At 45.4% G+C, this 13,204-nt stretch carries 15 protein-coding genes, 1 pseudogene and 1 other annotated feature; of the genes and pseudogenes, 7 read left to right on the top strand and 9 right to left on the bottom strand.

The features are described from left to right. Window positions 1-12 precede the first annotated feature (12 nt). Complete coding sequence (locus NYE28_RS15560) at window positions 13-645, bottom strand: GNAT family N-acetyltransferase (protein ID WP_342490162.1); 633 nt, start codon at window positions 643-645, stop codon at window positions 13-15. Window positions 646-803: 158 nt separating this feature from the next. Between NYE28_RS15560 and acsA the strand changes: the two genes are divergently transcribed. Together acsA and tyrS are read left to right on the top strand one after the other, a co-directional pair. Beyond that, window positions 804-2,522: an acetate--CoA ligase gene (acsA, locus tag NYE28_RS15555; protein WP_007408770.1), complete on the top strand. Its 1,719-nt coding sequence runs from the start codon at window positions 804-806 to the stop codon at window positions 2,520-2,522. Window positions 2,523-2,575: 53 nt separating this feature from the next. After that, window positions 2,576-2,808 (top strand) — a binding site (T-box leader). A gap of 50 nt (window positions 2,809-2,858) precedes the next feature. Beyond that, window positions 2,859-4,124, top strand: a complete 1,266-nt coding sequence (gene tyrS / locus NYE28_RS15550) for a tyrosine--tRNA ligase (protein WP_007613147.1) — start codon at window positions 2,859-2,861, stop codon at window positions 4,122-4,124. A 61-nt stretch (window positions 4,125-4,185) separates the two neighbouring features. Here the strand turns inward: tyrS and NYE28_RS15545 are convergent. Further along, window positions 4,186-5,314: pseudogene (locus tag NYE28_RS15545) on the bottom strand (IS3 family transposase). Window positions 5,315-5,509: 195 nt separating this feature from the next. Between NYE28_RS15545 and NYE28_RS15540 the strand changes: the two are divergent. Beyond that, window positions 5,510-5,635, top strand: a complete 126-nt coding sequence (locus NYE28_RS15540; protein ID WP_007408768.1) for a hypothetical protein — start codon at window positions 5,510-5,512, stop codon at window positions 5,633-5,635. A gap of 40 nt (window positions 5,636-5,675) precedes the next feature. Here NYE28_RS15540 and NYE28_RS15535 read toward each other — a convergent pair whose 3' ends face one another. The 3 genes from NYE28_RS15535 to NYE28_RS15525 all read right to left on the bottom strand — a co-directional run bounded on the left by NYE28_RS15535 (window position 5,676) and on the right by NYE28_RS15525 (window position 7,606). Next, entirely contained in the window at window positions 5,676-5,999 is a 324-nt protein-coding gene (locus NYE28_RS15535; RefSeq protein WP_342490161.1) for an AzlD domain-containing protein, read from the bottom strand. Then, complete coding sequence (locus NYE28_RS15530) at window positions 5,996-6,727, bottom strand: AzlC family ABC transporter permease (RefSeq protein ID WP_003152395.1); 732 nt, start codon at window positions 6,725-6,727, stop codon at window positions 5,996-5,998. Before NYE28_RS15530 ends, NYE28_RS15535 begins: the two co-directional genes overlap by 4 nt. 72 nt (window positions 6,728-6,799) lie before the next feature. Further along, window positions 6,800-7,606, bottom strand: coding sequence for a helix-turn-helix domain-containing protein (locus tag NYE28_RS15525; RefSeq protein ID WP_007408765.1), 807 nt, complete (start codon window positions 7,604-7,606; stop codon window positions 6,800-6,802). A 223-nt stretch (window positions 7,607-7,829) separates the two neighbouring features. Here NYE28_RS15525 and NYE28_RS15520 point away from each other — a divergent pair, with 223 nt between their 5' ends. Next, a complete protein-coding gene (locus NYE28_RS15520; RefSeq protein ID WP_332275348.1) occupies window positions 7,830-8,699 on the top strand; it encodes a cation diffusion facilitator family transporter in 870 nt (289 codons plus the stop codon). Between the two features lie 243 nt (window positions 8,700-8,942). On the opposite strand, the gene NYE28_RS15515 is transcribed toward NYE28_RS15520, so the two are convergent. Beyond that, window positions 8,943-9,146 carry a hypothetical protein gene (locus NYE28_RS15515; protein WP_342490160.1) on the bottom strand — a complete coding sequence of 68 codons (204 nt, stop codon included), beginning with the start codon at window positions 9,144-9,146 and terminating at the stop codon, window positions 8,943-8,945. 193 nt (window positions 9,147-9,339) lie between these two features. Between NYE28_RS15515 and NYE28_RS15510 the strand changes: the two genes are divergently transcribed. Beyond that, entirely contained in the window at window positions 9,340-10,092 is a 753-nt protein-coding gene (locus NYE28_RS15510; RefSeq protein ID WP_337681407.1) for an SGNH/GDSL hydrolase family protein, read from the top strand. A gap of 15 nt (window positions 10,093-10,107) precedes the next feature. On the opposite strand, the gene NYE28_RS15505 is transcribed toward NYE28_RS15510, so the two are convergent. The 3 genes from NYE28_RS15505 to NYE28_RS15495 form a co-directional block, all read right to left on the bottom strand. Further along, complete coding sequence (locus NYE28_RS15505) at window positions 10,108-10,236, bottom strand: hypothetical protein (protein WP_007408761.1); 129 nt, start codon at window positions 10,234-10,236, stop codon at window positions 10,108-10,110. A gap of 145 nt (window positions 10,237-10,381) precedes the next feature. Beyond that, on the bottom strand, window positions 10,382-10,891 hold the full coding sequence (locus tag NYE28_RS15500; RefSeq protein ID WP_007408760.1) for a type 1 glutamine amidotransferase domain-containing protein: 510 nt from the start codon (window positions 10,889-10,891) through the stop codon (window positions 10,382-10,384). Window positions 10,892-11,060: 169 nt separating this feature from the next. After that, complete coding sequence (locus NYE28_RS15495) at window positions 11,061-11,288, bottom strand: hypothetical protein (protein ID WP_007408759.1); 228 nt, start codon at window positions 11,286-11,288, stop codon at window positions 11,061-11,063. Between the two features lie 237 nt (window positions 11,289-11,525). On the opposite strand from NYE28_RS15495, the gene hmpA reads away from it, so the two are divergent. Continuing rightward, window positions 11,526-12,716, top strand: a complete 1,191-nt coding sequence (gene hmpA, locus NYE28_RS15490) for an NO-inducible flavohemoprotein (RefSeq protein WP_337681408.1) — start codon at window positions 11,526-11,528, stop codon at window positions 12,714-12,716. A 236-nt stretch (window positions 12,717-12,952) separates the two neighbouring features. Then, on the top strand, window positions 12,953-13,081 hold the full coding sequence (locus NYE28_RS15485; protein ID WP_337681409.1) for a DnaB-like helicase C-terminal domain-containing protein: 129 nt from the start codon (window positions 12,953-12,955) through the stop codon (window positions 13,079-13,081). Window positions 13,082-13,204: the final 123 nt, after the last annotated feature.

Here is a 13,204-nt window from a genome sequence, read left to right as displayed (position 1 = left end):
TTTGTATGTCAGTCAATACATAAATCGCTGATAAAAACGAAGCCTGTCGAACTGTTCAATTGACTCCTGACTGACGTGCCTGCCGATGCGGGCCATCAGACAATTGGCCGGGTGAGAGCTGATTTCCGGTTCATCCGTTGCGAACCAGACAAGACCCCCGGCATTCATCATCTTTTCCATGATCTTTCTGTATTCCCACACATCTTTTTTCATTCCTTTTAAATCCCAATGCCAGTAATATTCCGTCGTCATGATGATGTACCATTCCATCTGTTCATCCATCATGCTGACTGTCAGCAAAGTTTTTCCGACAGAACAGCCCCTGTAGCCGGGAGCGACCTCGATCGCCCCGAGTTCAAGGAGGTCTTCCATATTTCCGTCAGACCACCGTTCAAGCGGATCAGGATATAAATACGTCACATAGCCGATAATCGTCTGTCCGTCCCTGGCAATAATGATCCGACCTTCAGGAAGCCCGGCGATCTCGATTAACGCTTTGTGCTGTTCATGAGGAAGGCGAAAGGCTGTCAGGCCTTCATGAAACTCATACTGTGCTAGGTCCTCTGGAGGAACGGGCCCTTCTACCAAAAGAGGGCCGGCTGCTGTCTGAATTGTTGAAGAATGGTACGTTTTATGATGTTTCACTGATTCACCGCCTGTCGGTTCTTAATAAAAACACATCTCTTTTAAGCATAACAAAATATAAAGCGTTTTCAATAGTGTTGTAATTTATATTTTAAAAATTGAGAAAACTGTGAACATCTACTATAATTAGTCTATAGATAAGCAAAGGGGGATGTTGCATGAATTTGAAAGCGTTGCCGGCGGAAAAGGGGAATTATCATCTGCGAAATTATGAGGAAACGTACCGCAGCTTCGATTGGAAAGAGGTCGAAGCTGCATTTTCCTGGCATCAGACGGGGAAGCTGAATGCGGCGTACGAAGCGATTGACCGTCATGCCGAATCATTTCGAAAAAACAAAGTAGCGCTATATTACAAGGACGCAAACCGGGATGAAAAATACACATTTAAAGAAATGATGGAGGAATCGAACCGGGCGGGAAATGTACTGAGACGGTATGGAAACGTGGAAAAAGGGGACCGCGTTTTTATTTTCATGCCGCGTTCGCCGGAGCTTTACTTTATCATGCTCGGCGCAATTAAAATCGGTGCGATCGCCGGTCCTTTATTTGAAGCATTTATGGAAGGCGCCGTCAAAGACCGCCTCTTGAACAGCCAGGCAAAGGTTGTCGTGACAACACCTGAACTGGCCGAACGGATTCCGGCGGACAGCCTGCCCGACCTCGAGCATATTTTCATTGTCGGCGGCAGCAAAGAAGCGGGAGATAAAATCATTCATTATGATAAAGCGGCTGAGGGAGAAAGCACGAGACTTGATATTGAATGGATGGACAGAAGAGACGGCTACCTGCTTCACTACACATCAGGATCTACCGGAACGCCTAAAGGTGTGCTCCACGTTCATGAAGCCATGATTCAGCAATACCAGACCGGCAAGTGGGTGCTTGATCTTAAAGAAGACGATATTTACTGGTGCACTGCGGACCCGGGCTGGGTGACCGGGACGGTGTACGGGATATTTGCGCCGTGGCTGAACGGAGCGGCGAATGTAATCGTCGGCGGCAGATTCAGTCCGGAAAACTGGTACGGCACGATCGAGAAGCTCGGTGTCAGCGTCTGGTACAGCGCTCCGACGGCTTTCAGAATGCTTATGGGCGCCGGAGATGAAATGGCATCCAAATTTGACCTTACTTCACTTCGTCACGTCCTGAGTGTCGGAGAACCTTTGAACCCCGAGGTCATCAAGTGGGGACATAAAGTATTCGGCAAGCGCATCCACGACACGTGGTGGATGACAGAAACGGGCGGACAGCTCATTTGCAATTATCCTTGCATGGAGATCAAGCCGGGTTCAATGGGGAAACCGATTCCGGGAGTGGAAGCGGCGATCGTTGACAATCAGGGAAATGAGCTTCCGCCGTACCGAATGGGGAATCTCGCCATTAAAAAGGGCTGGCCGTCGATGATGGATTCCATTTGGAACAACAAAGAGAAATATGATTCTTATTTCATGCCGGGCGGCTGGTATGTTTCCGGAGATTCTGCTTATATGGATGAAGATGGTTATTTCTGGTTCCAAGGCAGAGTCGATGATGTCATCATGACATCCGGCGAGCGCGTCGGCCCGTTTGAAGTCGAAAGCAAACTTGTTGAACATCCGGCGATTGCCGAAGCCGGCGTCATCGGAAAGCCGGACCCTGTCCGGGGAGAAATTATTAAAGCGTTTATCGCGCTCAGAGAAGGGCATGAGCCATCCGATCAGCTGAAGGAGGACATTCGCCTCTTTGTAAAACAGGGGCTTGCCGCGCATGCCGCACCGCGGGAAATTGAATTCAAAGATAAACTTCCGAAAACACGGAGCGGAAAAATCATGAGACGTGTGCTGAAGGCGTGGGAGCTGAACCTGCCGGCAGGCGACCTGTCCACAATGGAAGATTAAAGACGGCGTTGACATCGTATCTTATTTATGTTAAAAATGAGTAAGCTTCATACGAAAAGGTTTTGATTGAGACAAGTAGGGTATCTGATTGTTCAAGAGAGCTGATGGCCGGTGAAAATCAGCACATAAGATATGCCGAATACACTCATGAACCGCTTTTGCGAACAAAGCCATTCCAAGGCTTTCAGTAGTGAAAGAACGGACACGGTCCGTTATCAAAAAGAGTGATAAAAGCTTTTTTATGCTTTTATTAGTAGGGTGGTACCGCGATTATATCGTCCCTTCGTTTTAAACGAAGGGGCGTTTTTTATTTTCATAAACAAAGGAGCAGACAAAATGACTAACTTATTAGAGGATTTATCATTCCGCGGCTTAATCCAGCAAATGACGGATGAAGAAGGACTGAATAAACAGCTGAACGAGGAAAAAATCCGTTTATACTCAGGGTTTGACCCGACGGCTGACAGCCTGCACATCGGACACCTTCTGCCGATATTGACACTGCGCCGTTTCCAGCTTGCAGGCCACCATCCGATTGCGCTTGTAGGCGGCGCGACGGGACTGATTGGCGATCCGAGCGGCAAAAAAGCTGAACGTACGTTAAATACTCAGGATATCGTTGTCGAATGGTCGCAAAAAATTAAAAATCAGCTTTCCCGATTTTTAGATTTCGAGGCCGGAGAAAACCCCGCTGTCATAGCGAACAACTTTGACTGGATCGGAAAGCTGAGCATTATTGAATTTCTCCGTGACGTCGGAAAGAACTTCGGAATTAACTACATGCTTGCGAAAGATACTGTAAGCTCAAGAATTGAAACCGGAATTTCTTACACGGAATTCAGCTACATGATCCTGCAATCCTACGATTTTCTGAATCTGTACAGAGAAAAGAACTGCAAACTCCAAATCGGAGGCAGTGACCAGTGGGGCAACATCACGGCCGGTCTTGAACTGATCAGAAAATCAGAAGAAGAAGGGGCGAAAGCTTTCGGTCTTACCATTCCGCTCGTCACAAAAGCTGACGGCACGAAATTCGGCAAAACGGAAGGCGGCGCCATTTGGCTTGATAAAGAAAAAACATCGCCGTACGAATTCTACCAGTTCTGGATCAATACAGATGACCGCGACGTCGTCAAATACTTAAAATACTTTACTTTCTTATCAAAAGAGGAAATTGAAGCTTATGCTGAAAAAACGGAGACGGCTCCTGAGAAAAGAGAAGCGCAGAAACGTCTCGCTGAAGAGGTGACTGTTCTTGTACACGGCCGCGAAGCGCTTGAGCAGGCCGTTCATATCTCCCAGGCGCTGTTCAGCGGCAATATTAAAGAGCTCTCCGCTCAAGACGTCAAGGTAGGATTTAAAGATGTGCCTTCGTTTGAAAAAGACCGCTCTGAAGAACTGTCTTTAGTAGACGTGCTTGTGGAATCTAAATTGTCGCCTTCAAAACGGCAGGCCCGCGAAGACATTCAAAACGGAGCTGTTTACATTAACGGCGAGCGCCAGACGGACATCGGGCATCTTCTGACTGCGGAAGACCGCATTGAAGATCAATTTACCGTACTGCGCCGCGGAAAGAAAAAATACTTCCTGATCACGTACTGAAAATAAAAAGCAGTCCGGCCGGGGACTGACCCCCGTTTTTGAGACAGGGATCAAAACACCTTTAAGCAGCCAGCTGTCGGTATGTGACCGGCGGCTGGTTGTTTAGTTTCGTTTGAATACGAATGTTGTTATAATAGTGTATATAGGTTTCGACAGTTTGTTCTACGATGGTCGTCGTAGTGCTTTCCAACCTGTCGAGGTAGAACGTTTCAGACTTTAGTGAGGAATGAAACGATTCGATGGAGGCATTATCAGCGGGCGTCCCTTTGCGGGACATGCTCATGGTAATGCCTTTTGTTTTAACAGCTTTCTGATACTCATAAGATGTATAAACAGAACCTTGGTCACTATGTAACACACAGTTCTCTGGCAGTGCGGGCAGCTGATCAAGTGTGTGTAAGACAAAGTCTGTGTCCTGTCTATCGCCAATCGTAAAAGCAATCACTTCTCCATTGTATAAATCCAATATACTGGAAAGATACAATTGTTTCTGCCCATAAGGCAAATATGTGATATCCGTTACTAGCTTTTCCAGAGGGCGATCAGACTGAAAGTTCCGATCCAATATATTCTCGGCCACGGCATATGGCTGCCCATTCTTCTTACGCTTTTTCACCTTAACCCGGCATTGCCACTGATTCTTCTGCATAATGCGCTGAACCGTTTTATGATTCATACGCATTCCCTTTTTTAATATGGCTGATACTTGTGTTCTCGGCACAACGTGCCGATTTGTTTTTCTAAATGGTATTTAGGGTTATCTTTCATCAGATTCTTCTTCCAACGATAATAAGATGCTCGTGAGATACCTAAATGAATACAGATATCCTTTATGGTCATTGTGCTGCGCAATGCTTCTACAAGCTCGACTGGCGTTTCGCTATCAGCTTCCTTTCCAATTCGTTGTACTTTTTTAACACTTCATTCTGTTGTCTCAGATAACGATTTTCTGCCTGCAGTTTCTCTAATTCGGAAGAATACTCTGGACCTTTTCCATAAGAATATTGCTTTCCGACAGGTTGTTCGAATCGATGTGTGTCCCCAGCTTTATACCACCTGACCCATGTCTGCACCTGCGTCTTATTCTTTATATTCAATTCCTGCATGATCTCCTTCACAGGCACGCCCGCCAATCTCATTTCTACAGCCTTCTGTTTGACTTCAACCGGATAACTCACTCTTGCCCTCATAGAAAAACACCTCCAAGTCTAATTTCGGATAACAACGATCCGTTTTCAAACTTGAAGGTGTTTTTTGTTTGTCTCATATTATGGGGTCAGTCCCCCGCTCAATGCGGCAGGCTGCTTTTTTATGTTTTGTGAATACTGCACGGGGAAATGAGTACAGTACATAGTATAAGCAAAACAGGGAAGGGGTGCTGCGCCGTGAATTTCATGTTTACCATCGCAAAAGAAAGATTGCAGCGGGATCATTGGGAACAGCAGCAAAGCATAAACGCCGAAGCCAAAGCCGAGGAATCAGAGACGGAAGAAGAAAATCCGACATCATAAAGGTAAAGCCTCCATTCTGCGGAATGGAGGCTTTTGATTGTCACCATATCAGCCTGACGGCGGCCATCAGCACGACTCCCGTGATGACCGTGATGGATAAGCTTTTTGTCAGCATCGCGCAAAGCAATGTCGGGATGAGAACGATCATTGCTTTCCAATCAAAGGTCAAAGCGCTGTTTGTTTTCACAATCATGCTTTCCGTTACCAGAGCCGTCAAAATGCAAAGCGGAATAAAGGAGAGCCATTTTAAAGCCAATTCAGGCATCTGAATGTTCCGGACAAATATAAACGGAACAATGCGCGGCACAAGTGTAACAACCATGCAGCCGAGTATAATCCAGATCATTTGTGTGCTGATGCTCATTTGTCCGTCACCACCCCGATCGTTGCCACAATCACGGTTGAGACGATGACCGCGATGTGTGACGGGACGAAATACGATAACAAGACCATAAAAATGATCATATAGAGAATTAAGGAGAGGCTGTGCTTCAGCTTTTCCGAAGCGGACGACTGCAATTGCAGCACAAGCAGCGCCGCAAACATAGCGGGCAAAGCAAAGTCCAGGCCGAGCGCGTAAGGATCAGATATCCATTGTCCGAGAAGTCCGCCCATCACGCAGGAAATAACCCAGCACATGTAAGCGGTTATATTGAGGCCGTTCATCCATTTATCGTATAACCTGCCGTTCTGAGCCGCTTTGTTCACCGCTACCCCGAAAGATTCGTCAGTAAGCAAAGCCCCGAAGCCGATATTTTTCGCCAAAGAGTATTTCGTGAAATACGGCGCGATGGTCAGGCTCAGCAGAAGGTGCCGCAGATTGACGATAAACGTCGTTAAAATAATGGCGGAAATCGGACTCCCGGAAACAAGGAGCGAGCAAATAATAAATTGGGCGGCGCCGGCATAGACACACAAAGATAACAAACAAATTTCAAGAATGCTTAGATGAGAGGCAACGCCAACGATGCCGAAAGCAAAACCGATGCTCATATAGCCCAGCAGCGTAGGCACACAATCCCGCACCCCCTGTAAAAACGTATCGTTCATTTCCCGGGAAACGGCGGTTTTTTGGACTTCTGTGTTAATCATTTTTTATACTCCTTTCATAGAGATTATAATGATAACGACTAATGAAAAAATCAAAGAAAATACGGTTCACATTTATATGAACCGATTTCCGGTGACGACATGAAATAACGAATGGTTTTGTTTCATCAGGCCTTCAACTTTCTCAGCCCCGACTTCTTTCACAAGCTCCGCGAACATCAGATCGTGCCTCATATATTCCATGGCCACGAGAACGAGAGCGGGATCTTCTGATTTAATGGCCCAGGCATTCGTCTGCGGAGAAAAATTGGCGATTAAGACTTCTTTATTATCGCGGGCAGCTATCGTTAATCTTCCGCCCATCCGTTTCTCCGCCACTTCAGGAGACATATTATGATTTGTCGTATTTCCGAGCTTCACTTCCGGAGGGCCGAACACAATCGAAAAGACGGGCAATTGTTCGGCGGCGCGTTTGTTAGCGGCTTCTTGAATAAAGGGAATCTGCTGTTCCCAGACAGACAGCCACAACTCTTCCTCGGCTTTTTCAATCATATCCTTCATCTCATTGATGACATGATCATTCGTGCTGATGCGGCGGATGACATTCATCTCCTGCTCGCTTTCCAACGCCAATAACTTTTCCTCAAGGTAGCCGAATGAACTCTCGAAATCGTGCCGGAGCCGGTCGATTAATTCCTTTCCGGCCAGCGGAGCATATGTAACCGGATCAGACGGCACAATATGGACAGCGCCTTTATCAACTAATTTCCCCAATACTTCATAGATCATTGAGCGGGGGACGCCTGACCTTTTGCTGATTTCATATCCGGTAACAGGCGAGTGTTTCAACAAGCCGATATATGCTTTACATTCATATTGAGAAAATCCAAATTTCTGTAATTCTTTCAGAACATCCTCCATAAACATCCTCCGTAGTGGTTATTCATGAAACTACTATAATGTAAGCGGTTATATCTTGTCAATGGGACTTGAGTGCTGAAAGAAAGGTGCGCCTGTTTTTGTCGCTTTCCAACTTAGTTTATGGTGAGTTACATGTATGGCTTTTGTGAAAAACGTTGCCGTAGACCCACACGAATGCCGTTTGATACGATAAATTCAAGAAGTTAAAAAGAGGAGGATCACGGTGGAAAACACCTCTAAAATCGCTTTTTTATCGGTTATAAGCAATTCCCTGGTCGTCATGCTCAAAATAGTGGTGGGGATCATAACCGGATCTGTCGCGATACTTTCTGAAGCCATTCATTCTTTTTTAGATTTGATCGCCGCCTTCATTGCCTTTATCTCCGTCAGGATTTCAAAAAAGCCGGCTGATACAGGGCATCCGTACGGTCATGGAAAAGTCGAGAATCTGTCGGGGACTATCGAGACGATTCTGATTTTTGCGGCAGGGATTTGGATGATATATGAATGCGTTCAAAAACTGGTCAACCCGGCGCCGGTTCATCTGCCTGTATTGGGAATTGTTGTGATGCTTGCGGGGGCTCTCATTAATTTGATCGTTTCGAAGTTCGTAAAAAGAGAAGCCGAAAAGGTTAATTCCGTGGCAATGAAATCAAATGCCCTGCATTTACTGACTGACGTGTACACATCATTAGGCGTAGCGGCAAGCCTTTTGGTCGTTACCGTAACGGAGTGGTACATACTTGATCCCATTATAGGTATGGTGCTGGCGGTGTATATCATATTTGAAGCGTTTAAGTTAATGAAAGAAGCATTCCCGCCGCTGATTGATACCCGTTTGTCGGAAGAGGAAGAAAAAACAATTTTAAAGATTATTGAAACATTTCAACAGGAATTTATTGAAATTCACGATTTTCGTACAAGACGCTCCGGCCCGCAGGAGTATATTGATTTTCACCTGGTCGTAGCCTCTCACGTGACGATTAAAGACGTGCACGACCTGTGTGACCGCATTGAAAGAGATATTACGAATGAATTCAAACAAGCACAGGTAATGATTCACCCCGAGCCGGAGAGCGAGAGGAAGAAATAAATCGATCTTATGTTTGCGTTTGTTCCCGGCAAAATGCCTGCAAAAGGCCCGTTCCCACGGGTCTTTTTGTTGTATAAATGACCATTTCTCGCTCATATGAGAGATAAGCTTATACACGTGAGGGGTACATTTCATACGTTATGTTGTAAAGAAAAAGGGAGGTGAACAGAATTGAACGCTATTTCTGTTAAAGAAATTGAACATGGAGTTGCCGTTGCGGAAAGAGAAGGTTTAGGGGAGTATTTATACCAAGAACCGGTTTCTAAAAAATGTTCGCGCCGTTCCCGCAGCAGAAAACGGACACACCGTTCTCGCAGCAGAAGGCGGACGCATCACCGGACACACCGTTCCCGCAGCAGAAGACGGACGCATCACCGGACACACCGTTCCCGCAGCAGAAGACGGACGCATCGCCGGACACACCGTTCCCGCAGCAGACGGTCTCATCAAAAACCTAGCCGCAAACGCTGTTTTAAATGCTGACTGCAGACTCTATTACAAGTAACGGGGATCTGCTATAATGGCAAGAGAACTGCATAAAAAATCCAGTATCATCATCTGCGGACACTGAACTGACAACATGGCGCTGTTTGTTCGTGTCCGTTTTTAATGTCTAAAAAGATGGAAGGGATGACGCCGAATGAAGCTGAATGAGGATTTTTATAACTCTGAAGGAAAGACAGTCTCTTTGCCAAACATAAGCAGCAAGCTTTTGCATATCACGGACAGCGGGCATATCAGCGTTGACTTCATCAGCATAAGCAGGCTGCGGAAGGCTTCAAAAATCGCGATCTTAGGTGACAGCGTCGCCCGGGGGCTGCGTGCGGAATACGGCTTTGGTGACATTCTGAAAGACCGGACAAACGCTGAAATAACCAATCTGTCTGTCAGCGGCGTTAATATGAGCAACAACGGAAGCGATAACATTTATCAGCAGGCGCTTACAACAAAGGGACATGATGTCATCATTGTCCAGGGAACAGATGATGATTGGTGCAACCACATTCCCATCGGCACAGATGAAAAGGATATCACCACATTTTACGGTGGCTTCTGCCAAGTGATTCAGCAGCTGCGGAGCGGAAATAAAGGCGCGAGCATCATTGTGGTGACCCCAACGAGACAAGCTAAAATATCAAAAGGAAAAATCGTCCGCCGTGATACTGATAAAAATAAACTGGGCCTGAAGCTGGCTGACTATGTGAAAGCCCAAAAAGAAGCCTGCACACTCCTCTCTGTACCATATGCCGATCTATTTGATACTGATCTCATCGACCCATATAATCCCGCTTTCCGCAGCATGTGCATGTCAGAAGGTCTTCATCCGAACGAGAAAGGGCATCAAATCATATTTCAGGAAATCTGCCGGAATTATTATTACTATTATGGGTAACACTGCGCTAACAGATTATTTTCGGCTTTGCTTTTCTAAAAGCTCAATTATTCTTTGAGATGCGTGTTTTTGCGCTCTCAAAAGCGAGACGATATTACCGGTAAAACCGATTAAAATGATAAGCAGCAAAATGATCATCCACATAGCGAACCTCCTGTCGAGTGTTGAAAAACCCACTCTTTATTTTACTTATTATGGATGGGGGAGAGAATAGGTCTAACTATTGGTGTTTCTTTATAAATCCATAAAAAAATGCACAGACTGAACGGGTCTGTGCATTTTTATTCACTTATTTCAGCAGGTTCAATGATTCACGATTAAAGGCTTCCAAATCGTCAGGCGTTCTGCTCGTTACGATGTTATGGCTCACGACGACTTCTTCATCTTTATAATGTGCGCCGGCATTGATTAAGTCTTTGCGGATGCTGCGGAATCCCGTGATATCTTTTCCTTTAAGAAGGTCGGTATCAATCAGCAGCTGCGGGCCGTGGCAGATCGCGAAAACGGGTTTCTGATTTTCCACGAATGCTTTAGTGAATTCACCCGGGCGGTCATCTCCGCGCAGAAGATCCGGTGAAAAGCCTCCGGGAATCAATAACGCATCGAATTCCTTGGCGTCTGCGTCTGAGATCGCTTGATCGATCTTTACTTTCTCACCGTGCTTGCCCGTCACTTCTTTCCCTGCTTCCAAATCTATTGTCACCACACTGTGGCCCGCTTCTTTAAATGCTTCCGCCGGGCTTGTATATTCAATATCCTCAAATTGATCTGTCATCAGAACTGCGATTTTTTTGCTCATACATCATGCCTCCTGTGAATTTGTATATGACAAGAATATCAGGCGGATTCCCGCCTCACAACGTATTTGCTTATGAAAAAAGGCCCCTCTGAAAAAGAGGAGCCAAAAGGTACGGAGGTCTGCTGAAACTTACGTGTTTAACCTGAGATAAGGCAAGAAATCGAACCAATTACTTTTTGCGTCTTTTTTTCTGCTTTTTACACCCGCATTTCCCCGGATCGCCCGGATCAATGACTTCGTGAATTGTTTCTTCCTTATAAACGTGGCGGGGAACATAACGGATATGCTCTCTGTTAATGTGTTTGATGGGGTGGACGTAAACCACTTCTTTGTCAGTATACTTGTCAGTCACAATATACTTGGGGTCACAGTAATACACTTTCGATTTTTTACCCATTCATCTCACCTCCCGTACTTTATTAAATGCTGACAAGGAGGGTTTTGCATCGGACAAGTACACCATGGCAAGTCCACAATTTTTCAGCTGCAATTTCGTTTTTCTGATTTTTCCTGAATCCGCCTCAAATTGGAACGGCTAACCCTTTTTGAGCGGGGAAATCTATAAAAAAGAATTCAAAAACGATTATTTTCTCAGGTCAATCGAGATGCATACATCTTTAGGGGGATTTTTAGAATGCTCGATGAAAAAACGATTGAAATCATTAAAAGCACAGTGCCGGTCTTAGAAGAGCATGGTGAAGAAATCACAGGCCGATTTTATGACCTCCTGTTTCAGCATCACCCTGAGCTGCTGAATATCTTTAATCAGACGAATCAAAAGAAAAAAACACAGCGTACGGCCTTATCGAATGCTGTGATTGCAGCCGCAGCCAATATTGACCGGCTGGAAAACATCGTTCCCGTCGTCAAACAAATCAGCCATAAACACCGGAGTATCGGTGTTAAGCCCGAGCATTACCCAATCGTTGGAAAGTACTTGTTAATCGCGATAAAGGATGTGCTAAAAGACGGGGCTGCTCCTGAGGTCATTCAGGCATGGGAAAAAGCATACGGCGTCATTGCAGACGCTTTTATCGGAATTGAGAAGGACATGTATGAACAAGCGGAAACGCAAAAAGGCGGCTGGAAAGACTATAAGACGTTTAAAATTGATAAAAAGGTAAAAGAAAGCAAAGAGATAACGTCGTTTTATTTAAAACCGGAAGACGGACAAGTTCTCCCCGAATTCAAAGCGGGGCAGTATATCAGTGTAAAAGTATACATTCCGGACACGGGCTATACGCATATCCGCCAATACAGCTTATCCGATGTGTCCGGTAAGGATTATTACCGGATTTCCGTGAAAAAAGACGGAATTGTTTCTTCATATCTGCATGACCAATTACACGAAAAGGATTCAATTGAGATCAGCGCTCCGGCCGGGGATTTCGTATTAGACCCTGATTCCAAAAAGAATCTGGTTCTCATCAGTGCCGGTGTCGGAATTACCCCGATGATCAGTATGTTAAAGACGGTTGCCAAAACCCAGCCGCAGCGAAACGTTCTCTTTATCCATGCGGCAAGGAGCGGAGAGTATCATGCGTTGCGGCATGAAGCTGAAGAAGCCGCGGAACACTCATCCGTTGACACCCTCTTTATTTACAGCGAGCCGTCCGAACAAGACCGTTCAGAAAACATTCGTTTTCGGGAAGGCCGGATTGACAAACAGCTGTTAAAAGAAGTGATGACAGATAAAGATGCTGATTTTTACCTGTGCGGATCACCGTCGTTCATTAAAGAAATGAAAAAGCTGATTTCTGAATTCAATACACCGCCGGAATCCATTCACTATGAATTATTTGAACCGCAGCTAAGTATGGTGTGATTGAAGAAGGAAGGACGATGTTAAGCATCCGGATTGGGTGCTTTTTTTATTTTATATCGGCCCCGTTTTGGGAGTGGGTATTTTGTTCCTTGAAAAAGCAGTTCCTGAAATGCCATTCCATCCTTGGAAATATTGCTTTTACAAGTAAACGGGGTTCTCGGCTCTGCTGATCTCGGAATTTTTGACCGCCATCAAAATCAGCCGCATGTAAAACATATGGCCTGCGAGTTGGATATTTGCGTTATTACGTCAGCCAGCTTTCACGGAGCGTTGAACAGCGGCAGGACATAAGAGAATCGGAACAAATTGAATTGGACGCGGTTGTCATTGGATTTCTTCATCGGAAGAATTATTACGAAAAGTAAAGCGAGAGCAAAATTAAAAGCAGCTTAAACCGAAACGGCCGGTCAAAACTGTTTAACTGACGTTCAAAAAGAATACGCTTTGTTCCTGAATTTGGAGCGTAGATTTGATAGTTAGAGATCGCT

It is taken from the genome of Bacillus sp. FSL R5-0443, from assembly GCF_038608285.1.
Taxonomy (GTDB): Bacteria; Bacillota; Bacilli; order Bacillales; family Bacillaceae; genus Bacillus; species Bacillus velezensis.
Note: the sequence above shows the minus strand (reverse complement) of the source record. Positions and strands in the feature narration are given on the sequence as shown.

What these genes read in the sequence shown, in the direction of transcription:
- acsA (WP_007408770.1), top strand. Translation starts at nt 804, where the DNA reads ATGAATTTGAAAGCGTTGCCGGCGGAAAAGGGGAATTATCATCTGCGA.
- tyrS (WP_007613147.1), top strand. Translation starts at nt 2,859, where the DNA reads ATGACTAACTTATTAGAGGATTTATCATTCCGCGGCTTAATCCAGCAA.
- NYE28_RS15535 (WP_342490161.1), bottom strand. Translation starts at nt 5,999, where the DNA reads ATGAGCATCAGCACACAAATGATCTGGATTATACTCGGCTGCATGGTT.
- NYE28_RS15530 (WP_003152395.1), bottom strand. Translation starts at nt 6,727, where the DNA reads ATGATTAACACAGAAGTCCAAAAAACCGCCGTTTCCCGGGAAATGAAC.
- NYE28_RS15525 (WP_007408765.1), bottom strand. Translation starts at nt 7,606, where the DNA reads ATGGAGGATGTTCTGAAAGAATTACAGAAATTTGGATTTTCTCAATAT.
- NYE28_RS15515 (WP_342490160.1), bottom strand. Translation starts at nt 9,146, where the DNA reads ATGAGACCGTCTGCTGCGGGAACGGTGTGTCCGGCGATGCGTCCGTCT.
- NYE28_RS15510 (WP_337681407.1), top strand. Translation starts at nt 9,340, where the DNA reads ATGAAGCTGAATGAGGATTTTTATAACTCTGAAGGAAAGACAGTCTCT.
- NYE28_RS15505 (WP_007408761.1), bottom strand. Translation starts at nt 10,236, where the DNA reads ATGTGGATGATCATTTTGCTGCTTATCATTTTAATCGGTTTTACCGGT.
- NYE28_RS15500 (WP_007408760.1), bottom strand. Translation starts at nt 10,891, where the DNA reads ATGAGCAAAAAAATCGCAGTTCTGATGACAGATCAATTTGAGGATATT.
- NYE28_RS15495 (WP_007408759.1), bottom strand. Translation starts at nt 11,288, where the DNA reads ATGGGTAAAAAATCGAAAGTGTATTACTGTGACCCCAAGTATATTGTG.
- hmpA (WP_337681408.1), top strand. Translation starts at nt 11,526, where the DNA reads ATGCTCGATGAAAAAACGATTGAAATCATTAAAAGCACAGTGCCGGTC.